17 protein-coding genes are annotated in these 21485 nt (G+C 58.4%); 2 read left to right on the top strand and 15 right to left on the bottom strand.

Annotation, left to right across the window (positions count from 1 at the left end; translation table 11 throughout):
* Positions 1-217: 217 nt before the first annotated feature.
* From ABEA08_RS05260 to epd, 4 genes are all read right to left on the bottom strand, one after another.
* Entirely contained in the window at positions 218-934 is a 717-nt protein-coding gene (locus ABEA08_RS05260; protein ID WP_345334002.1) for a DUF481 domain-containing protein, read from the bottom strand.
* 174 nt (positions 935-1108) lie between these two features.
* Positions 1109-2176, bottom strand: a complete 1068-nt coding sequence (gene fba, locus ABEA08_RS05255; RefSeq protein WP_345334000.1) for a class II fructose-bisphosphate aldolase — start codon at positions 2174-2176, stop codon at positions 1109-1111.
* Between the two features lie 88 nt (positions 2177-2264).
* Positions 2265-3443, bottom strand: coding sequence for a phosphoglycerate kinase (locus ABEA08_RS05250; RefSeq protein WP_345333998.1), 1179 nt, complete (start codon positions 3441-3443; stop codon positions 2265-2267).
* Positions 3444-3480: 37 nt separating this feature from the next.
* Complete coding sequence (epd, locus tag ABEA08_RS05245) at positions 3481-4494, bottom strand: erythrose-4-phosphate dehydrogenase (RefSeq protein WP_345333996.1); 1014 nt, start codon at positions 4492-4494, stop codon at positions 3481-3483.
* A 222-nt stretch (positions 4495-4716) separates the two neighbouring features.
* On the opposite strand from epd, the gene ABEA08_RS05240 reads away from it, so the two are divergent.
* Together ABEA08_RS05240 and ABEA08_RS05235 are read left to right on the top strand one after the other, a co-directional pair.
* Complete coding sequence (locus ABEA08_RS05240; RefSeq protein ID WP_345333994.1) at positions 4717-5406, top strand: pseudouridine synthase; 690 nt, start codon at positions 4717-4719, stop codon at positions 5404-5406.
* A gap of 113 nt (positions 5407-5519) precedes the next feature.
* The gene (locus tag ABEA08_RS05235) at positions 5520-6353 is read left to right on the top strand and encodes a CvfB family protein (protein ID WP_345333992.1); all 834 of its coding nucleotides are present in this window, start codon (positions 5520-5522) and stop codon (positions 6351-6353) included.
* Positions 6354-6450: 97 nt separating this feature from the next.
* Here ABEA08_RS05235 and ABEA08_RS05230 read toward each other — a convergent pair whose 3' ends face one another.
* The 11 genes from ABEA08_RS05230 to bamA form a co-directional block, all read right to left on the bottom strand.
* On the bottom strand, positions 6451-8394 hold the full coding sequence (locus tag ABEA08_RS05230; RefSeq protein WP_345333990.1) for a cation:proton antiporter domain-containing protein: 1944 nt from the start codon (positions 8392-8394) through the stop codon (positions 6451-6453).
* A 24-nt stretch (positions 8395-8418) separates the two neighbouring features.
* On the bottom strand, positions 8419-9774 hold the full coding sequence (gene tilS / locus ABEA08_RS05225) for a tRNA lysidine(34) synthetase TilS (RefSeq protein WP_345333988.1): 1356 nt from the start codon (positions 9772-9774) through the stop codon (positions 8419-8421).
* On the bottom strand, positions 9765-10724 hold the full coding sequence (gene accA, locus ABEA08_RS05220; RefSeq protein ID WP_345333986.1) for an acetyl-CoA carboxylase carboxyl transferase subunit alpha: 960 nt from the start codon (positions 10722-10724) through the stop codon (positions 9765-9767). Before accA ends, tilS begins: the two co-directional genes overlap by 10 nt.
* Positions 10725-10763: 39 nt before the next feature.
* Positions 10764-14261 carry a DNA polymerase III subunit alpha gene (gene dnaE / locus ABEA08_RS05215; RefSeq protein WP_345333984.1) on the bottom strand — a complete coding sequence of 1166 codons (3498 nt, stop codon included), beginning with the start codon at positions 14259-14261 and terminating at the stop codon, positions 10764-10766.
* A gap of 118 nt (positions 14262-14379) precedes the next feature.
* The gene (gene rnhB / locus ABEA08_RS05210; RefSeq protein ID WP_345333982.1) at positions 14380-14958 is read right to left on the bottom strand and encodes a ribonuclease HII; all 579 of its coding nucleotides are present in this window, start codon (positions 14956-14958) and stop codon (positions 14380-14382) included.
* A complete protein-coding gene (gene lpxB, locus ABEA08_RS05205; protein WP_345333980.1) occupies positions 14946-16112 on the bottom strand; it encodes a lipid-A-disaccharide synthase in 1167 nt (388 codons plus the stop codon). The genes rnhB and lpxB overlap by 13 nt, the downstream gene beginning before the upstream one ends.
* 21 nt (positions 16113-16133) lie before the next feature.
* Positions 16134-16904, bottom strand: a complete 771-nt coding sequence (lpxA, locus tag ABEA08_RS05200; RefSeq protein ID WP_345333978.1) for an acyl-ACP--UDP-N-acetylglucosamine O-acyltransferase — start codon at positions 16902-16904, stop codon at positions 16134-16136.
* 4 nt (positions 16905-16908) lie between these two features.
* Positions 16909-17358, bottom strand: a complete 450-nt coding sequence (fabZ, locus tag ABEA08_RS05195; protein WP_345333976.1) for a 3-hydroxyacyl-ACP dehydratase FabZ — start codon at positions 17356-17358, stop codon at positions 16909-16911.
* A 21-nt stretch (positions 17359-17379) separates the two neighbouring features.
* On the bottom strand, positions 17380-18417 hold the full coding sequence (gene lpxD / locus ABEA08_RS05190; RefSeq protein ID WP_345333974.1) for a UDP-3-O-(3-hydroxymyristoyl)glucosamine N-acyltransferase: 1038 nt from the start codon (positions 18415-18417) through the stop codon (positions 17380-17382).
* Positions 18418-18420: 3 nt separating this feature from the next.
* The gene (locus ABEA08_RS05185) at positions 18421-18924 is read right to left on the bottom strand and encodes an OmpH/Skp family outer membrane protein (protein WP_345333972.1); all 504 of its coding nucleotides are present in this window, start codon (positions 18922-18924) and stop codon (positions 18421-18423) included.
* Positions 18925-18978: 54 nt separating this feature from the next.
* Complete coding sequence (bamA, locus tag ABEA08_RS05180; protein ID WP_345333970.1) at positions 18979-21480, bottom strand: outer membrane protein assembly factor BamA; 2502 nt, start codon at positions 21478-21480, stop codon at positions 18979-18981.
* Between the last annotated feature and the right edge of the window lie 5 nt (positions 21481-21485).

The raw sequence follows: 21485 nt of genomic DNA, 5'->3' as shown, positions 1-21485 counted from the left end.
AGCAGAGTTCCCAGGGTAAGACACGCGACCTTCACACTTATGCCTGCCGCATTTACGTCCACAGCTTCCGTGTAAGTATTGGGCTTTGAAGATATGGGCCTTCTCACCCACTGTGACCGCCTCTTATCAAGGCACTGCGTGCCATGCCTGGCACACCCATCGCAAAAAGCGCGCCGTTCGGCGCGCTTCTCTCAAACCAATCACATCAAGGCAAGACTCAGAACTTGTACAGCAGGGTCGCCGCCAGCTCAGTATCCGTGCTCTGCTTGCCGTCAACCGGATCGGAGTTGTGCTTGACGTTATAGCCCAGCTTCATCGCCAAATTCCCCACCAGACTGGCACTGACCGAGGTCTCGCTGCGACTGATGGTCGCCCCGCCAAACGCGATATCGGAGGTGAATAACTGCTTAAACTCGGCATTGGGTGAAAATTGCCACCAATACTCGATCTTGGCACGGGCGATCACATCCGATTCGTTATCGGCTCCCGGATTTTCATCCTGATCGACCTTCTTATAGCTGTAACCGGGACCGATCTCACCCACCAGGGTCATGTCGGTTTGCTGAATGAAGCGGTAGCCGTAACCGGCGGCAACCGTCAAAACGTAATCGTAGCCGGAAAATTTATCGATCTCACCACTGCCCATCCCGAAGAAATAGTGACGTCCTGCCTTGGGATAATTGGTTTGCGCTAACGCATAATAGCGCTCGGCCGAGCGGGTGTCGGTATCCTCGGCATACAAGGCTTCCAGCAGATATTGATTGGTAAATTCGCCAACCTCATGAGTGCTGTCGATCTTAGCCTTAATCGACGTGGTCTCGGTATTCCCCGTCACTATGGTCGCGCCCAGCTCCGCCGCGCCCTCGAGCGCCGCTTGAGCTGTAACCGACGCCCAGGTAAACGCCACTGCGGTGGCCAGCTGTACTTTATTCATGCTTACTCCCTGCAATCCATCATTACGCTAGTGCTGCATGCGCCCTATCTCGGTCAAACGAAGGGGCTCCACTGTCCCGCCTCAACCAGACGCAACAACATGGTAACAAAGACCCATCCACCAGGCATAAAAAAACGCCCACGAATGGACGTTTTTTTTCAAACTCTCAGCCGGTTATAGGTTTACTTTCGGATCCAGCTCACCGGTCTGATAGCGCTTATACATGGCCTGCAGTGACAGAGGCTTGAGCTTGGAGCCCTGACCAGCACAGCCGAAGGCCTCATTACGCAGCTCACAGATCTGCGCCATCGCTTCCATCGACTGCTTAAGGAACTTACGTGGATCAAACTCCGCCGGATTCTCCGCCAGGAACTTACGCACCGCCCCAGTGGAGGCCAAACGCAGATCGGTATCGATATTGACCTTACGCACACCAAACTTGATCCCTTCCACGATCTCCTCGACCGGAACGCCATAAGTCTCCGGGATCGCACCGCCGTATTGGTTGATCACCTGCAACCACTCCTGCGGCACCGACGAGGAGCCATGCATCACCAGATGGGTATCGGGGATCCGCGCGTGGATCTCTTTGATGCGATCGATCCGCAGCACATCGCCGGTCGGCTTCTTGGAAAACTTGTAAGCCCCGTGGCTGGTGCCGATGGCGATCGCCAGTGCATCCACCTTGGTCGCCGAGACAAAGCGCGCCGCCTCTTCCGGATCGGTCAGCAGCTGATCTTCACTGAGCACCCCTTCGGCGCCGACGCCATCCTCTTCACCGGCCATCCCGGTTTCCAGGCTGCCCAAGCAACCGATCTCGCCCTCTACCGACACCCCGCACGCGTGAGCAAACGCCACAGTGCGCTGGGTCACCTGCACGTTGTAGCCGTAATCGGCCGGGGTTTTACCATCTTCACGCAAAGAGCCATCCATCATCACCGAGCTAAAGCCCATCTGGATCGAACGCTGGCACACGTCCGGCGAGGTGCCGTGATCCTGATGGATACACACGGGCACATCCGGATACTGCTCCAGCGCGGCGGTCATCAGATAGCGTAAAAACTGAGGCCGGGCATACTTACGCGCCCCGGCCGAAGCCTGAACGATCACCGGTGAGTCGGTCTTTTCCGCAGCCTGCATGATGGCACGCATCTGCTCCAGATTATTCACGTTGAACGCAGGTACACCGTAGTTATGTTCAGCCGCATGGTCGAGCAATTGGCGCAAAGAGATCAAAGCCATAAGTGTCTAACTCCGTGTAAGATAAACGCCCTACCGAGTAGGATAGAGAACAAAAAGGCCGGCTAAAAAGCCGGCCTTGAGTAGTACGTTACTCCGCTGCGCGCGCTTGCAACATGGCAACCGCGGGCAGGGTTTTGCCCTCCAGGAACTCTAGGAAGGCGCCACCGCCAGTTGAGATATAGGAAACTTTGTCAGCAATATCATATTTATCCACTGCCGCTAGGGTATCACCACCGCCAGCAATGGAGAAGGCATCAGACTCAGCAATCGCCTGAGCGATGCGCTTGGTGCCTTCACCAAACTGATCAAACTCAAACACGCCAACCGGGCCGTTCCAGACGATAGTCCCTGCATTTTTCAGGATCTCAGCCAGAGCCTCGGCACTGTCCGGACCAATGTCGAAGATCATGTCGTCTTCGGCGGTGTCGGCAACCGCTTTCAGGGTCGCTTCGGCGCTTTCGGAGAAGGCCTTACCACACACCACGTCGGTTGGTACTGGGATATCGCCACCATTGGCCTTGGCATCCGCCGTCAGCTTGTTGGCCTGTGCGATCAGATCGGCTTCGTACAGAGACTTGCCAACCGGGTGGCCGGCAGCCGCAATAAAGGTGTTGGCGATCCCGCCACCCACGACCAGCTGATCGACCTTAGTGGACAGAGACTCCAGCACGGTCAGCTTGGTCGATACCTTGGAGCCGCCAACGATGGCAACCATCGGGCGAGCTGGGTTGTCCAGCGCTTTGCCCAGCGCGTCCAGCTCACCGGCGAGCAGAGGACCTGCCGCGGCTTGCGGCGCAAACTTACCCACACCATGGGTGGATGCTTGGGCGCGGTGCGCGGTACCAAACGCGTCCATCACGAAGATGTCACACAGGGCCGCGTAAGCCTTGGACAGCGCCTCGTCGTCTTTCTTCTCACCTTCATTGAAGCGTACGTTCTCAAACACCACCACTTCACCGTCAGCCAGCTCAACGCCGTTGAGGTAATCTTTTTCCAGACGTACCGCTGCATCCAGCTTGTCGTTCAGGTAGTTGGCTACTGGCGCCAGCGAAAACTCTTCGGCGTACTCACCTTCGGTCGGACGACCCAGATGCGACATGATCATCACCTTGGCGCCGGCTTTCAGGGCGTGCTCAATGGTTGGCATGGACGCGCGCAGACGCGCATCGGAGGTAACCACACCGTCTTTTACCGGCACGTTCAGATCCTGACGGATCAGAACGCGTTTACCGGCCAGATCCAGCTCGGTCATCTTCAAAATGTTCATGGATGTTTCCTCAAGTTTGTAAGTGAATCGAATTCTTTTATTGTTTTGTCATCGCCAATGCGGTGTCGAGCATGCGGTTAGCAAATCCCCACTCGTTATCACACCACAGCAGTAGCTTGACCAGGTGCCCATCGGACACCCGGGTCTGGGTCCCATCCACCACGCAGGAGTGGGGATCGTGATTAAAATCACTGGAGACCAAAGGGGCCTCGGTGTAATCCAGCAAGCCTTTTAATGGCCCGTGCGCCGCAGCGCGCTGCAGCAGCTGGTTAACACTGGCGATATCGACCCGCCGTTTCAGGGTCAAGGACAAGTCCATCGCGGTCACGTTGGTGGTCGGCACCCGCACCGCAATGGCTTCTAATTTATTGTGCAGCGCGGGCAGGATCCGCTCGATCCCCCGCGCCAATTTGGTGTCCACCGGGATGATCGACTGACTGGCCGCCCGAGTCCTGCGCAGATCCTCATGATAGGCATCGATCACCTGCTGATCGTGCATCGCCGAATGGATGGTGGTGATCGCCCCCCGCTCGATGCCAAAGGCCTCATGCAGCAAGCTCAGTACCGGCACCGAGCAGTTGGTGGTACAGGAGGCATTGGAGACGATCCGCTCCCTCCCAGTCAGCCGCTGGTGATTAATGCCATACACCACCGTCGCCTCCACCGCACTGTCCGCCGGATGCGCGATCAACACCTTACCCGCGCCCGCGTGCAAGTGTGCCTCACACTGCGCCGCCGTTTTAAGCACACCGGTACACTCCAACACCAGATCCACCCCCAACGCCTGCCAGGGCAGCTGCGCGGGCTCCGGCTGATGCAGCAACGCGATCCGATCCGAGCCAATATGCAGGCAGCCCTCGCTGACCGACACGGGCTGACCGAACCGACCGTGGGTGGTATCAAATTGGGTCAGATGGGCGATCGCCGCCGGGGTGGCCAATTCATTGATGGCCACCACAGTTATCCGCTCCTGCAGTCCCCGTTCATACAGGGCCCTCAGGGCAGAGCGGCCTATCCGGCCAAATCCATTGATCGCAACGCGCAGAGTCATAACAGCCTTGTTGTATGGCAGCGAGCGGCACAGCAGTGCGCCGTTCGGATCCGGGACGATACTACACTCTCGCCAGGGAGTCAGTGTGAAGCGGGCGTCATTTTATCCCAGTTTTGGGCAGCGCCCCAAGGCATTCGACCCTTGTGATCGGGTAAAATGGCCGGTGAACCTCATAAATGCGAACTTCAACTCACACCCATTCACCAGCGGATACAGACCCTCATGCGACTCGATCGACGACTTTGCCAGCATCCTCAGTGGAATCGACGCCATGTTCAGTTGCTGCTGGCCCGCGGCGAGGTTCAGCTCAATGGCCAACCGTGCCGCGACGGTACCCGCGCTATTAGCCCCTATTGCCGCATCGAAGCGGGCGGTGAGCTCATCCAGTCGGGCCAAGTGGCGCACTACCTGATGCTCAATAAACCGGCAGGATACCTCAGCGCCACGTCGGATCCACAGCACCCAACCGTCATGGAGCTGCTGCCACCAACGCTGGCGGCGCAACTCCATATTGGCGGGCGGCTGGATCGGGCCAGTACCGGGCTGTTGATCCTCACCAATGACGGGCTCTGGTCCCGGCGCCTGACCGCGCCTGAGTTAAAGAAACCTAAGACCTACCGAGTGACGCTGGCAGAGCCGATCCACCCGGACACCGCCCGCGTCTTCGCCGAGGGGATCCACTTCCCCTATGAGGGGATCACCACCAGTCCGGCTCAGCTCGAGCAACTCGAGCCCTGTGTTGCCCGTCTGACCATCTATGAGGGACGCTACCACCAGATCAAACGGATGTTCGGTCGCTTCCGCAATCCGGTTGTTGCTCTGCATCGGGAGAGCATGGGTCCGCTGCAACTGGGGGATCTCGCCGAGGGGGGATCTCGTCCACTGAGCCAAGACGAGATCGCCGCCATTTAAGGCTGACGGTATCAGAGACATAGCAAGCCAACTATCTTAAAAGACAGCGAACAGGGGAACGGGTATACTCTGCGCCCTTAAAATCACTTCATGTACTGCGACTCGGGGACATCATGGTCAAGATCGGACAAACCAACACCCTTACCGTCACCAAACTGGTGAGCTTCGGCCTCTATCTGGACGGCGATGATCTGGGTGAGATCCTGCTGCCAAAGAAAGTGGCCCCAAAAGACGCCAAGCCCGGCGACGCGCTGGAAGTGTTCATCTATCTGGACTCGGAAGATCAGTTCATCGCCACCACCCGCAAGCCAAAGGCACAGGTGGGCGAGTTTGTTAGCATGAAGTGCATCGAAAACACCCGCGTCGGCGCCTTCCTCGACTGGGGTCTGGATAAAGATCTGCTGCTGCCGCACAACCAGCAAAAGCGCCCGGTGGAAGTCGGTCAGTACACCATGGTGCACCTGTACGTTGACGAGCACACCGACCGCATCGCCGCCAGCGCCAAGATCGACCGCTTCCTCGACGTCACCCCGGCCGAGTACGCCGAGAAAGAAAAAGTCAGCGTGGTGATCGCCGGTAAATCCGACTTGGGTTACAAGGCCATCGTCAACAACGCCCACTGGGGCGTGATCTACTACGACACGGTATTTCGAGATCTGAAGATCGGCCAGCGCATGCCTGGCTACATCACCAAGGTACGCGAAGGCGGCCGTTTGGACGTGAGCATTGCCCCGACGGTGGAAAAGCAGGTGGATCGACTGGGCCAGCAGATCCTCAGCTACCTGGAGAAGCAGCCGAACCGTTTTGCGCCGCTGTACGACAAGACCGATGCTGACACCATCAAACGCGTGTTTGGCGTCTCCAAGGGCGTGTTCAAGCGCACCATTGGTAGCCTGTACAAGCAGGGCCACATCACCATCCTCAAGGATGGCATCGAGCTGAAATAACCCAAGCTGACGGCCCCCAAGCCGGTGCGAGCCGACTTGGGGGCAAGAACCCCGCCAATCGCACTCCTTTCAGCTCATCCGCCTCAGTGCGGACGGCTCAGTAGCCGTCCAGCAAGCGACGTTCGGCCCGCTCCATTTTGTTTGGGGGACCTTGCAACAACAGCGTATCCCCGCTGAGCAGGGTCAATTCCGGCGTCAAGGCTTGCCGTTGCTCGGCGCGGATCACCGCTTCGATGCTGATCTGCCAGCGCTCGAGCAACACCTCATTCAAGCGTCGCCCCACCGACCAGGCATCGGTCGACAGGGTCACCGCATGCAACTGTTCGGGGTTGAGCTCCTCACCGGTAAAGAAGCCATGCAAGGTTCGGTAATGACGCCGGCGCTCCCGCTCCAGCCGCTTTAAGATGATCGGCAGCGGCACATCCAATCGATAAAGCACTTGCGACACTAACATCAAACTGCCCTCCAGCGATTCCGGTATGACCTGATCGGCTCCAGCATCGCGCAACGCCTCCAGTGTGGCGTCATCCCGCGTCCGCACCAAGATCGGCAATTGCGGCGCCAACGTGCGAATGCAATCGAGCTGATTGAAGATGGTGCGTCGGTTGTCAAAGGTGATCACCGCCATCTTGGCCTGTAGGATCCCGGCGTCTTTCAGGATCTCGCCGCGGCGGCCATCGCCAAACAGCACCGGCTCGCCCCCCAGCCTGGCCTCCCGCACCCGCACCGGATCCAGATCCACCGCCAGATAGCCGATCCCCTCGCGCCGTAAAAACCGGGCTAAGGTCTGACCGACCCGGCCATAACCGAGCAAGAGCACATGATCCGATATCCCCTTGTGCTCTTGGGGCGCCGCCTCGGCCGTCAACCTCTCGCCGCCACCCAGCAGCGCCTTCGCCAGATCAATGCAACGATTGATCAGCGCCGGGGCCAGGCTCATCGACAACACCCCAGTGACCACCAGCAGGTTGGCCAACGTCGGCTCCAGCACCTGCCAGGTCAGGGCCAAACCGATAAGGATAAAGCTGAACTCACCGATCTGGGCTAAACAGAAGCCGGTGGCCATGGCGTCCTTGATCTTCTCACCGCCAAGTCGGGCCAACAGGGTGATCACCAGCGCCTTAAACAGCATCACCGTCGGCAGTAGGATCAGCAACATCAGCCAGTGCTCGGCCACCAACGACAGATCCAGCAGCATGCCGACCGAAACGAAAAACACCCCCATCAGCAGATCCCGGAAGGGACGGATATCGGCTTCCAGTTGTTGCCGGTACTGACTTTCGCCCAATAGCATGCCCGCCAGAAAAGCCCCCAGCGCCATCGACAGCCCCAACCATTGCGTAATAAAGCCGGTCGACAAGGCCACCACCAGCGTGGTCAGCACGAACAGTTCATCAGAGCGCGAGCGCGCCACCTCATCGAAGATCCGCGGCAACAAGAATCCCCCCGCCCACAACAGCCCGGTAAACACCGCACCGGCTTTGAGCAGCGCCAGGCCCAGCTCCAGCAGCAATTCGCTGCCGACGCTGTCTGAGCCCAACATGGGGATGGCGATCAACAATGGAATGACGGCGAGATCCTGAAACAGCAGCACACTGACCGACAGCTCGCCGTGGCGCCGATTGAGCCAGCCCAGCTCATCGAGCTGCTTGAGAACAATGGCGGTGGAAGACAGCGCGATCGCCGCGCCGATCACGATGGCGGCACGCAACTCGCTGCCCAAGGCGATCGCCACCAAGCCAGCAAGGATCCCGGTGATCAATACCTGGGCCGATCCCAGCCCAAACACCCGGCTGCGCATCGCCCACAGGCGGGGCAAGGAAAACTCCAGCCCGAGCGAAAACATCAAAAAGACAATGCCAAGCTCAGCCACCAAGTGGATCTGCGCCTGAGTCAGCCACGCCAGCCCCTGCGGCCCAGCCAACAGGCCCAAGCCCAGCCAAGCCAGGATCACCGGCAGCCCCAAGCGGCGCACCAAACCGATGGCGATGATCGCCATGGTGGCCAGCAACAGACCGACGCCCAACCAGCTATCCTGCATCCGAGACTCCTTGTGACGGTTTTCCTAGCTCATTTCGTCTTGCCGTTGTGGGATCACCCCCGGTCCCTCTTGGCACAGCGCATCCTGCTCAAGCCAATAACCGAGGGCCGCTACCACCTTATCATCGTAACAGAGCATCGCCACCTGCGATCGCAGCCAAGGCGGTACCCGATACTCCTGCCACAGCTTCTTCAACGGTCGAGAGCCACTGCGGCCAGCGGGCCGCAAACGGGTGGTACCCGGCAAGCCATAACGTACCGTCAGTCGCTGCTGCTCGGCCGGTGGTTGTAACCGCGGCCCCGCGGACGCCGACTGCAAACGCCAGCACTCGCCGTTGGCAAGGCACTGGGTCTGCCAGGGTTCATCTTCACACGGCAAGGCCGGCTCAGCGCTGAGCAGATAGAGGCCGTCGAGGTAGCGTCGAACCGACCACCCCGCCCAGTCCACCTGAGGCTGACTGTCGGCCCGCGCCTGCCAGATCCGCTCGATCTGCGCCAATTGCAGTCGGCTCGGCATCAAGGCACCTTGCTGCGCCAACCAGTAGCGCACCAGGTTGTTGCGCCGCAGTACGCTAAGCTCGGCAGAGCGAGCCAGGCTGAGCCCATCCGCCGGCAGTTGGCAGCGCGCCAGATCCGTCGCGGCCAACTCGTCGCACAGGGATTGCTGCTCGGCACACAATACCGCACTGCGGGCCAAGCTGGTCTTCACGCCCGGCCATCGCGCCTCCAGCTGCGGCAGGATCCGATGACGCAAAAAGTTGCGGTCAAAGCGAAGATCCGCGTTGCTGTGATCCTCAATATGACTCAGCGCCATCGCCGCCGCAGCTTGCTCGATCGCCCGGCGTGGCAAGCCTAGCCAGGGCCGCATCAATCGTCCGGCGCCAAAAGGCTGGCTTGGCGCCATGGCCGACAGCCCTTTAGGGCCACTGCCCCGTTTCAACGCCAACAGCAGGGTTTCCGCCTGATCATCTAAGTGATGCCCGGTCAGCAGAACATGCTGCGGGTCGATATGGGAAAGGAAGGCCTGGTATCTGGCGTGGCGCGCTGCCGCTTCCACACTGATCCGCGGGCCAAGCTGCAACTCAACGCGGTGCACCGTCAAGGGCAAGCCAAGTTGCTCGGCACTGGCCTGACAGTGTTGCACCCACTGCTCGGCGTCGTCGGATAAGCCGTGGTGAACATGCAGCAAATAACAGGGGATCTGAGGGTGATCCCGCTGCCAGCCGGCAAGCAGTGTCGCCAACAGCTGGGAATCGACACCGCCACTAAACGCTAGCCAGATGGCGGTGGGGGCCGCCTCAGCCAGCGCCTGTGACAGCGCAGAGGAGAGCGCAGCACAAAGTGGGGACTCAGGCTGCGCACATGACTCGGTTAGCGGCAATAGCCATACCCCATCAGCCGCTCATAACGCTGCTCCAGCAGCGTATCAATGGACAGCTCCTGCAGCGCCAACAGATCATCCTCAAGCCGGATCTTCAGGTTCGCCGCCATCGCCATCGGATCGCGATGGGCGCCGCCCATCGGCTCAGCAACCACATGGTCCACCAATCCCAGCTCATGCAAGCGCGAGGCGGTGATCCCCATCGCTTCCGCCGCTTTGGGCGCCTGGGCCGAGTCCTTCCACAAGATCGAGGCACACCCTTCCGGCGAGATCACCGAATAGGTGGAGTATTGCAGCATGTTGACCCGATCGCCCACACCGATGGCCAGAGCGCCACCTGAGCCCCCTTCGCCGATCACGGTACAGATGGTCGGCACCTTCAGGCCTGACATCACCAACAAGTTCTTGGCGATCGCTTCTGACTGGCCACGCTCCTCCGCGCCCACGCCCGGATAGGCGCCCGGGGTATCGATGAAGGTCATGATCGGCAGCTTAAAGCGCTCAGCCATCTCCATCAGGCGCAACGCCTTACGGTACCCTTCTGGTCGCGGCATGCCAAAGTTGCGGCGGATCTTCTCTTTGGTATCTCGCCCCTTCTGCTGGCCGAGCACCATCACCGGCTGGCCATTGAAGCGGGCGGTCCCGCCAACGATCGCTTCGTCGTTGGCGTAAGCCCGATCGCCGGCAAACTCATCGAATTCCGTGAACAATAGATCGATGTAATCCAGGGTATAGGGGCGCTGGGGATGCCGCGCCATTTGCGACACCTGCCACGGCTCCAGATCGGCAAACACCTTGCTGGTCATGGCGCTGCGTTTTTGCTCAAGCTGTTCGATCTCCTGTGCCAGATCGACATCCAGATCGCCGTTTTGCGACACCTTACGCAGCTCTTCTATCTTCGCCTGCAGCTCCGCGATGGGCTGCTCAAACTCCAAAAAATCCAGACTCATATTCCTACTCGCTTCTTGGGGCACGGGACACCCCGGCGGTTAAAAGGTTAAGTTGACGCGCGCCTGCCCCAGCAGCTTCTCCAGCGCCAGCAGCAGCTCATCACCGGGCATCACCCGGTAGCGGTCCCCTAATTCAAATACACCGTGAGCATCCGGGCGCTGGTACTGGATCTGTACCGGGCAGCCGCCGTTACCATGCTCACTGATTAATGTCTTTAGCTGGGCCAGGGTCTCGGCTCCGGCCTGCTGTTGATCCATCTGTAGTACCAGCGCGCGGGCATAACGCTCACGGGCCTGACCAATGTCCAGCACTTCTCTGGCGGACATCTTATTGCCCCCGCTGAACTGATCAAAGCTGACCTCTCCCTCAACCACCAAAATTCGGTCCGTTCCGAGCAGATCCTGGTACTTCTCAACGCCTTCCGAGAATAACATGACTTCAAGGCGACCAGACTTATCATCGATGGTAAAGATCCCCATCTTGCTGCCGCGCTTAGTGATCATGATACGAGAGGCGATCACCAATCCCGCCGCCCGGATGGTCTTACCGCGGCCGGTCGGGCTTACATCCTTAAGGCGACCTGTGGTGAATTTCTTGAGCTCTTTGAGATATTGATTGATCGGGTGACCGGTCAGGTAGAGTCCCAGCGTCTCCTTCTCCCCGTCCAGCCACTCCTTATCCGACCACGGCACCGCCTGAGCAAAAGCGTGGTGCGCCTGCTCCGCATCCGGCGTCAGCGAGCCAAACATATCGTCTATGCCCTGCGCGCTGTTGCGGGCATTTTGCGCCGCCGCCTTGATCGCCTCGGGCAGCGTCGCCATCAGCGTCGCCCGGTGCGGTGCCCCATCCGGCAGGCGCGGACCTAAGTTGTCCAGCGTCCCGGCCAGCACCAACTTCTCGATGGTGCGGCGATTGACCTTTTTCAGATCGATGCGGTTGCAGAAATCGAACAGATCGGTGAAGTTGCCGCCCTGCTCGCGCGCAGCGAGGATCTCCTCGACCGGGCCTTCCCCCACGCCCTTAATGGCGCCAATACCATAGACGATCTCCTCTGCCTCATTGACATTGAACTTGTACAGACCCTGGTTCACATCCGGCGGCAGCACCGGCAATCCCATACGATCGCACTCGTCCACCAAGGTCACCACCTTCTCGGTGTTGTCCATATCTGCCGACATCACCGCCGCCATAAAGTAGGCCGGATAATGCGTCTTCATCCACAGCGTCTGGTAAGACACCAGAGCATAGGCGGCGGAGTGGGATTTGTTAAAGCCGTAACCTGCGAACTTTTCTACCAGATCGAAGATTTTCATCGCCAGTTCGCCGTCGATGCCATTGTTTTTGGCACCTTCCTCAAACGTGGCACGCTGCTTTTCCATCTCCTCAGGCTTTTTCTTACCCATGGCCCGGCGCAACATATCGGCGCCACCCAGGGTGTAGCCGGACAGGACCTGGGCGATCTGCATCACCTGCTCCTGATAGAGAATAATGCCGTAGGTGGGCTCGAGGATCTCCTTGAGCGACTCATGCTGCCAGGTCGAATCCGGGTAAGACACCTCTTCGCGGCCGTGCTTACGGTCGATAAAGTTATCCACCATGCCCGACTGCAGCGGTCCCGGACGGAACAGGGCCACCAGAGCGATCATGTCTTCGAAGCAATCCGGCTTCAGTCGGCTGATCAGCTCCTTCATGCCGCGGGATTCGAGCTGGAAGACGGCGGTGGTTTCCGAGCGCTGCAGCAGATCGAAACACTTCTTGTCCACCAGATCGATGCTCTCGATCCGCACCGGCTCCTTACCGGCCTTCAGCAGTGCAGGATTGAGCATATCCAGCGCCCACTGGATGATGGTCAGGGTCCGCAGACCCAGAAAATCAAACTTCACCAGACCGGCGGTTTCCACGTCGTTCTTATCGAACTGGGTCACCGGGTTCTTGCCTTCATCGTCGCAGTACAGCGGGGCGAAATCGGTGATCTTGGTCGGCGCGATCACCACGCCACCGGCGTGTTTACCGGCGTTTCGGGTGGTACCTTCCAGCTTACGGCAGATATCGATAAGGGCTTTCACCTCCTCATCTCTGTCGTAGGTTTCCTGTAACTGAGGCTCGACATCGAACGCCTTGGCCAGGGTCATGCCCGGCTCGCCGGGGATCAGCTGAGTCAGGCGGTTCACAAAGCCAAAGGGGTGGCCCAAAACTCGGCCCACGTCCCGTACCACCGCCTTGGCCGCCATGGTACCGAAGGTGATGATCTGCGACACGGCGTCGCGCCCATACAGCTCGGCGGTGTGATCGATCACCTCATCGCGGCGATCCATACAGAAGTCGACATCGAAATCGGGCATGGAGACCCGCTCCGGGTTCAAGAAGCGCTCGAACAGCAGATCGTATTCCAATGGATCCAAGTCGGTGATCTTCAGCGCATAGGCCACCAAAGAACCGGCACCCGAGCCCCGGCCAGGCCCCACCGGGATATTGTTATCCTTAGACCACTGGATAAACTCCATTACGATCAAGAAGTAACCTGGGAAGCCCATGTTATTGATCACTTCCAGCTCGATCTTAAGGCGCTCATCGTACTCGCCCCGCACCTCGGCGCGCTTGGCCTCATCCGGAAACAGGAACTCGAGCCGCTCCTCCAGCCCCTCTTCCGAGACCTTAACCAGAAAGTCTTCGATATTCAGATCGCCGGTGGGAAAGTCCGGCAGGAAGTATTCGCCCAAACGCACTTTAACGTTACAGCGTTTGGCGATCTCTACGCTGTTCTCCAATGCCTCTGGGATATCGGCAAACAGCTCGCACATCTCCTGCTCCGTACGCAGGTACTGCTGTGCCGAATAACGCCGTGGGCGGGTGGCGTTGTCCAGTGGGAAACCATCGTGGATACACACCCGGATCTCGTGATTATCGAAATCCTCAGGCGCCTTAAACACCACCTCATTGGTGGCCACCAAGGGCAGATCTAACTCAGCGGCGAGCGCCACCGCTTGGTGCAGATAGGCTTCCTCGTCGGGACGGCCGGTGCGCAGCAGCTCCAGATAGTACCGATCAGCAAAATGGGTCTGGTAGAAGCGAGCTAGCTCAAGCGCCATCGCCTGATTGCCCTTGACCAGGGCCTTACCCACGTCGCCCTCTCGGCCACCCGAGAGTATGATCAGTCCTTCGTTGTACTTCTCCAGCCACGCCTTATCCAATACCGCGCGACCGCCAACATGGCCCCGTAGGTAGGCCTCACTGATCAGCTCCGTCAGGTTGGCATAGCCGGCATTGTTCATCGCCAAGACCGTCAGGCGCACCTGCTCGTCACCCAATTGCGGCACCAACATCCAGAAATCGGCACCGATGATCGGCTTAACCCCGTTCTTGTGCGCCGCGCCCAAAAACTTCACCAGACCACACAGGTTGGTTTGATCGGTCAACGCCACGGCGGGCATCCCCATCCCGGCCACGGCATTGATCAGCGGGCCGGTCTTCATCAGACCATCCACCATGGAAAAGTCGGAGTGAACGCGTAGGTGAACAAACTTTGGATCGGTCATGGACAGCTCTTGCCAGCAACTGGCGTTAGGTGACAAAGGGCGCCAAGCGCCCCATTAAAAACAGAAAGTCAGATATCGCATTATGGCGAAGATCTTGAGGATTGCACCCGGCGCCCGCTCAGGACTCCAGCCCCAGTGCACGACGCACCGGTTTAAAACTGCGCCGGTGCTCGGCGATGGCGCCGTGCTCAAGCAGCGCCGCCATGTGATCCTTGGTGGGGTAGCCCTTATGCTTGGCGAAACCGTATTGCGGGTAGCGCGCATCCAGCGCCACCATCTCCCGATCCCGCACCACCTTGGCCAAGATCGAAGCGGCGCTGATCGCAGGCTCCTTGTCATCGCCCTTGATCAGGGCTTCCGCCGCCAAGCCACCGAAGTCCGGACACCGATTACCATCGACCCGAACCAAGCTCGGCGTCACCGCCAGACCGGCCACCGCACGCTGCATCGCCAGCATGGTCGCGTGCAGGATATTGAGCTGATCGATCTCCGCCACGCTGGCACGGGCGACGTGCCAAGCCAGCGCCTTTTCACGGATCTCATCAAACAGCAGATTACGCTTCTTTTCCGACAATTTCTTGGAATCCGCGAGCCCGAGGATCGGGTTGTTGGGATCGAGGATCACCGCAGCGGTGACCACATCCCCCACCAGCGGGCCGCGGCCGACTTCGTCGACACCGGCGATCAATTCATGCATGTTTCAGCCTCGTTAGGGCGCGGAGCCACCAAAGCCAACACCGCGTCCGCCGCGCGTTCAGACGCATTGCGGCGCAGCTCGTGGTGCAACTCGGTAAACCGCGCGATCAATGGGGTCGGATCCATCGACAACTTCGCTTCCACTTCCGCCACCAGTTGCTCAACGGTGCAATCGTACTGGATCAGCTCCGGCACCAGATCCTCACCGGACAACAAGTTGGGCAGCGCCACCTTATCCACCGACATCATCGCCTTGGCGATATGGTAGGTCATCGGTGAGACCTTATAGCCCACCACCATCGGTCGCTTGACCAGCATCGCCTCCAGTGTGGCCGTCCCCGACGCCAGCAGGATGGCATCTGCTGCCATCATGGCCGTACGGGATTGCCCGTCCACCAACACCAGCTTAGGTGCGTGCTCGGACTCAGCCAGCAGGGCTTCCATCTGTGTCCGGCGATGTTCATTGGCCAGCGGCACCACGATGGTCAGCTGGGGATCGGCCAGCTGCAACCGCGCGGCCGTTTCGATGAAGATCGCCCCTAAGCGACTCATCTCGCCACCACGACTGCCCGGCAGCATCGCCAGCACCTTACCCTGCTCGGGCAAGCCCAGTTGTTGCCGGGCCGGTAGCGGCTCAGACACCAGCGGGATGGTGTCGGCCAGGGTATGGCCGACAAACTCGCAGCTGACGTCGTATTTATCGTAAAACGCCTTCTCGAACGGCAGCAACGCCAGGACCTGATCGGTGGCCGCGTCGATCTTGAAGATCCGCTTCGGCCGCCAGGCCCAAACCGAGGGGCTGACGTAATGTACGGTGGGGATCGCCGCGTCTTTGAGCAATTTTTCAATGCGCAGGTTGAAGTCCGGCGCGTCGATCCCGACAAATACGTCCGGCTTAAGCTCGGTCAGGCGGGCAACCAGCGCTTTTTTGATCGCCAGCAGCCGTGGCAGGCGTCCCAGCACCTCGACCAGGCCCATCACCGCCAACTCCTCCATCGGAAACCAGGAGTCCATGCCCTGCTCGATCATCAAGGGTCCGCCGATCCCGACAAAGCGGGCGTCCGGATGGCGGGCTTTGATCGCCTTGATCAAACCGGCACCTAAAATATCGCCGGAGATCTCTCCGGCGACTAAAGCAATGGTTAGCGGGCGCAATGGCCAGTCCTCTTGCTGCTCCTAGCGCACGATACCGCGGCTGGAGTTCTCGACAAATTCGGCCATCGGCGCCACTTCCGGGTGTTGCTGCGCCATCTCTTTAAGCTGAGGCAAGGCCTCGGCCGTGGTAAAGCCACTGCGGTACAACAACTTATAGGCACGACGTACGGCCAATACCGCTTCTTTGGAGAAGTTACGACGCTTCAAGCCTTCGCTGTTGATGGCACGCGGCGCCGCACTCTGGCCAGACACCATCACGTAGGGTGGCACATCCTGCAGCACCAAGGAGCAGCCCGCCGTGAAGGCGTGAGCACCGATATGGACAAACTGATGCACCCCGGTCATCCCGCCCAGGATCGCCCAGTCATCCACTTGCACATGACCGGCAATGGAGGCGTTGTTAGCCAGGATCACATGGTTGCCCACCACACAGTCGTGGGCCACGTGGGTGTAGGCCATAAACAGGTTGTCAGAGCCGATCTTGGTCAAGCCTTGATCCTGTACCGTGCCACGGTGCACGGTACAACACTCGCGAAATACGTTGTTGTCGCCGATCTCAACTCGAGTCGGTTCGCCATTGTATTTCTTGTCTTGGCACTCTTCGCCGATCGACGAGAACTGGAAGAACTTATTGCCCTTGCCGACGGTGCAGGGGCCTTTGATCACGACATGAGAGCCGATCCAGGTGTCATCACCGATCTCAACAGCGGCACCGATATAGGAGAACGGACCGACGGTCACATTGGCGCCGATCTTGGCGTCGGGGTGGATCACAGCATTGGCATCAATCACGGATTCAGATCTCTCGTTTGGCACACATCAGATCGGCACTGCAAACCACCTTGCCGTCAACCAACGCGCGGGCAGCGTAAAAGCCAATGCCGCGACGCTCTTTTACCGCTTCCACTTCCAGTACCAACGAATCTCCTGGCACCACAGGCTGCTTGAAACGGGCATTATCAATGCCGGCAAACAGGTACAAGCTGTTGTCCGATCGACCATGGGTCTTAAACGCCAGGATCGCCGACGCCTGCGCCAAGGCTTCCAAAATCAAAACCCCGGGCATCACCGGCATATTGGGGAAGTGCCCAGGGAAAAACGGTTCGTTGTACGACACATTTTTCAGCGCCGTCAGCTTCTCGCCTGGGGTGTAATCCAGCACCCGGTCAACCAGCACAAACGGGTGACGGTGTGGCAGGTAATCCAGGATCTCGCGGATCTCCATGGTGTTCAATTGCTCAGACAAAGCGGTTTCCTCAGGCGGTATTCAATCTTTCTCGCTGGACGTGGCAGCCAGCTGTTTCTCAAGGGCACGTAAGCGGCGGTACATGTCATCCAACTGACGCATGCGCACGCTGTTCTTACGCCACTGTTTGGCCTCCTGCAACGGCGGCGGCGAAGCATATTGCCCCGGCGTTTTGATGTTGCCCGTGACGCCGGTCAAGCCGGACACCACTGCCCCATCACAGATCTCAACGTGACCGGCCACCGCACTATTACCACCAAAGATACAGTTACGGCCGATCTTCGTGCTACCGGCGACTACGGTCGCTGCCGCCATCGCGGTATTGGCGCCCATCTGCACGTTGTGACCGATCTGGATCATATTATCCAAGATCACGCCATCCTCGATGACGGTGTCATCCAAGGCGCCGCGGTCGATGCAGGCGTTTGCGCCGATCTCGACAGCATTGCCGATCCGGACAGAGCCCACCTGTGGGATCTTGATCCAGCGCCCTTTGTCGTTGGCATAACCAAAGCCATCGGAGCCGATCACCGCGCCGGAGTGGACAATACAGTCCTGCCCCAAACTCACGCCATGATATAAGGTGACGTTGGCCCACAGACGAGAGCCGGCGCCAATGATAGCGCCCAGGCCAATAACACAACCTGAACCGATCTGGACATTGTCGCCCAATACCGCGCCGGCCTCGATCACCGCATTGGCGCCGATGCTGACGTTCTCACCCAACTGCGCGTCGGGATGGATCACCGCGCTGGGGTGTACCCCAACGGCACAGCGTGGCGTACTGTCCAGCAGGCGAGCGACGGTGGCGTAGCCCACATAAGGGTTGGACATGATCAGCGCATTGCCGGCAAACCCCTCTGCATCCGCTTCAGACAAGATAACCGCACCGGCTGACGTATCCGCCAACTGATTGCGATATTTGCTGTTGGCCAGAAAGCCAATGTGCTGAACTTCTGCCTGCTCTAACGTAGCGACACCCTCAATGAGGGTGTCGGGGTTGCCCTGCAGGCGAGCGTTCAATACGCTCGCCAACTGCGCAAGGGTCATCTTGCTCATCAATTAGTTGCCTTCAGTGACTGCTTCTAGAACCTTAGCAGAAATATTGTGCGCTTCATCAGCAAACACCACTGCACGGGCTTCAAGAATGATGTCGTAACCATTGGCTTCGGCCACTGCATTAATGGCTTCTTGTACCTGCATCAGGATCTTACGCTGCTCGTCGTTCTGACGCTTCTGCATATCTTCTTCCAGTGCCTGACCCTGCAGTTGCAGATCGGCCTGCAGCGACTGACCCTTACGCTCCAACTCAACCTTCTGGGCGTCGGTCATCAGCGCAGCGTCCTTTTGCATCTTCTGAGCCAGCTCTTGCAGCTCTTGCTGCAGCTTCTGCACGGAGGCGATCCGCTCGGCGAAGTCCTGCTCCATCTTCTGGCCAATCGCATCACGCTCTGGGTGCTGAGCCAATACGGCTTGCATGTCGATCACGGCGATCTTTTGCTCTGCGTAAGCGGCCGGGGCCAGGGTTGCCAGCATCAAAGCGGCGGTCGCGATTACTTTTTTCAAGGGTCTTGCTCCTATGACAAATCGTTATATTTAGTATTCAGCTACGTGCTGTGATCAGAAAGTTCGACCGATATTAAATGAGAAGATCTCAGTACGGTCGCCTTCGTATTCCTTCAGTGGCCATGCCAGGCTAAACACCATGGGCCCCATCGGCGAGATCCACTGCACAGACATCCCGTAGGACGCCCGGATCCGACCCGGATCGGAATAATCCTGCAGTTTATCAAACTCTGACTGCGGAAGAACCCGATAAGAATCATAATCAAACTCGGTGTCCCACACATTACCGGCATCGATGAAGAACGAAGTCCGTACCGTATTGGCGTAGGCCTCATCCAGGAACGGCGTCGGGATCACCAACTCAGTGCTCAGCGTCGCGATGGCGTTACCACCGACCGAGCGATTGGTTTCCACCGAGATCCGATCCGGATCCCCTGGGTAATCACAGCTGCCGATCCCACCGGATGGATCCGGCGTACAGGGCACACCGTCACTGAGCACGTAGAATGCACGCGGGCCAACGGAGTTGGTCTGGAAGCCACGCAAAATGGTGGAACCACCGGCGTAGAAATTCTCCCAGAATGGCAGGATCTGCTCATGATCGATGCCATTATTGTTCAGCTCACCATAGCCATTACCGTAGCCGATCCGGCCCCGGGTCAGGAACACCCAGCGGTGATTGCGACTCAATGGGTAATAGAAACTGGTATCAAAGTTCAGCTTAAAGTACTGGGTATCACTGCCGGGGGTCGTAACCTTACCGCTCAGTCGCTGGTTGTTACCCGCCGTTGGGAACATCCCTCGGTTCAGGGTGCTGCGACTCCAGTTGGCGTTAAGCTCGAAGTTATCGAACGCTAGGTTGCCGATCGGATCTTGTGGATTGCCATAGATCCGGCTGAATTTCAGTACCTGCTCGTAGGGCGAGTACTGCGACAGCTCATTGTGGCGATAGCCCACACCGAGCCCGAGTCGGTTGTACTCGTTGACCGGCCAAGACAGATCGAACGACGCCCCGTAGGAATCATTCTTATAGGATTCCAGATAATACTGACCCGCATCAAACGCCGACCAATACACGCTACCGCCGGCACTGACGCCATCTTTGGTAAAGTAAGGATCTTGATAAGAGAGGTTGACGCTCTTGGAGTAGGAATTGGTGTTGACGTTGATGCCAACATTATTGCCCGAGCCCAAGAAGTTAGCCTGGGACAGACCCAGCTGCAGACTCAGTTTACTCTCGGTACCGTAACCCACACCAAAGGTAAAGGAGCCGGAAGGCTGCTCTTTCACCTGATACTCCACATCGACCAGATCGTCCGAACCCGGGACTGGCGTGGTGGTGGATTCCACCGTTTCGAAGAAACCTAATCGGTTCAAACGCTCCTTCGACAGCTCAACGTTACGACTGTTGAGCCAGGTGCCCTCCATCTGACGCATTTCCCGCCGCAACACCTCATCCCGGGTCACGTGGTTACCGGTGAAGTCCACCTTGCGCACGTAGATCCGCTTGCCGGGATCGACATTCACGTTCAACGTCACCAGATTGGTTTCATCATCGATCTCGGGATAGGTGGTCACCGTCGGGTAAGCATAACCAAAGCGCGCGAGGAAGGTGCTGATCATCTCTTCGGTAAAGGTCACTTCCGCCGCGTTGTAGACGCTGCCCTCTTTCAGAGGCACGATCTTTTCGAGGATCTCGCGCTTATCCAGCAGCTCACCGGTCAGATTGATGCCGCCGATGGTGTACTTTTCCCCCTCATCGACGTTCACCGTGACGTACAAGCCTTGCTTGTCCGGTGTCATCGCCACCTGAGTCGAGTCCACCCGGAAACGGATGTAGCCGCGATCCTGATAATAGGAGGTCAAGGTCTCCAGATCGCCTTCCAGCTTCTGCTTCTGGTAGCGGCGATCACCAAAGAGATCCCACCAAGCTTTGTAATCGGTCAACTCAAGACGGGAGATCAGCTCATCGTTGGGGAAGATCTCGTTACCAACGATATTGAGCTGATGGATCTCGGCCGCGTCCCCCTCGTTGAACTCAAATTTAAGTTCAACCCGGTTACGCGGCAGGTTGATGATCTGTGCTTCCACTTTGGCGTTGTATTTACCCACGCCAAAATAAAAGTCCTGCAACCCTTTTTCGATCTCGGTCAGCAACGTCCGATCCAGTGGTTCGCCCACTTTCACCCCGGAGCTGTCGAGACTCTCTTGTAGCTGTTCATCCTTGATGTCCTTGTTGCCATCCAGCACCACACTGGAGATGGTCGGACGCTCACGCACCACCACCACCAGGGTTTTGCCATCTTGCAGCACCTGGACATCATCGAAATTGGAGGATCGATACAGTGACTTAATGGCCTGCTGCAAGGTCACAGCATCCACTTCATCACCCACTTTTACGGGCAAGTTCAACAATGCTGCACCCAGTGCAACACGCTGTAACCCTTCAACTTTAATGTCTTCTACGACAAAAGGCTCGAAGCCTGCCGCCTGGCTTACCCCTGAATAGGTCGCCCCGACAAGCAGCATCGACGCCATGATAGTATTTAGTCTCATAGCCG

Origin of the sequence: Ferrimonas pelagia, assembly GCF_039543565.1 — a bacterium.
In the GTDB taxonomy this organism is placed as follows: domain Bacteria; phylum Pseudomonadota; class Gammaproteobacteria; order Enterobacterales; family Shewanellaceae; genus Ferrimonas; species Ferrimonas pelagia.
This window is presented reverse-complemented; position numbering and strand designations above follow the sequence as displayed.

Bases quoted from the DNA above. Each gene is read 5' to 3' on its own strand.
- ABEA08_RS05260 (WP_345334002.1), bottom strand. From the start codon at position 934: ATGAATAAAGTACAGCTGGCCACCGCAGTGGCGTTTACCTGGGCGTCG.
- fba (WP_345334000.1), bottom strand. From the start codon at position 2,176: ATGGCTTTGATCTCTTTGCGCCAATTGCTCGACCATGCGGCTGAACAT.
- ABEA08_RS05250 (WP_345333998.1), bottom strand. From the start codon at position 3,443: ATGAACATTTTGAAGATGACCGAGCTGGATCTGGCCGGTAAACGCGTT.
- epd (WP_345333996.1), bottom strand. From the start codon at position 4,494: ATGACTCTGCGCGTTGCGATCAATGGATTTGGCCGGATAGGCCGCTCT.
- ABEA08_RS05240 (WP_345333994.1), top strand. From the start codon at position 4,717: ATGCGACTCGATCGACGACTTTGCCAGCATCCTCAGTGGAATCGACGC.
- ABEA08_RS05235 (WP_345333992.1), top strand. From the start codon at position 5,520: ATGGTCAAGATCGGACAAACCAACACCCTTACCGTCACCAAACTGGTG.
- ABEA08_RS05230 (WP_345333990.1), bottom strand. From the start codon at position 8,394: ATGCAGGATAGCTGGTTGGGCGTCGGTCTGTTGCTGGCCACCATGGCG.
- accA (WP_345333986.1), bottom strand. From the start codon at position 10,724: ATGAGTCTGGATTTTTTGGAGTTTGAGCAGCCCATCGCGGAGCTGCAG.
- dnaE (WP_345333984.1), bottom strand. From the start codon at position 14,261: ATGACCGATCCAAAGTTTGTTCACCTACGCGTTCACTCCGACTTTTCC.
- rnhB (WP_345333982.1), bottom strand. From the start codon at position 14,958: ATGCATGAATTGATCGCCGGTGTCGACGAAGTCGGCCGCGGCCCGCTG.
- lpxD (WP_345333974.1), bottom strand. From the start codon at position 18,417: ATGAGCAAGATGACCCTTGCGCAGTTGGCGAGCGTATTGAACGCTCGC.
- bamA (WP_345333970.1), bottom strand. From the start codon at position 21,480: ATGAGACTAAATACTATCATGGCGTCGATGCTGCTTGTCGGGGCGACC.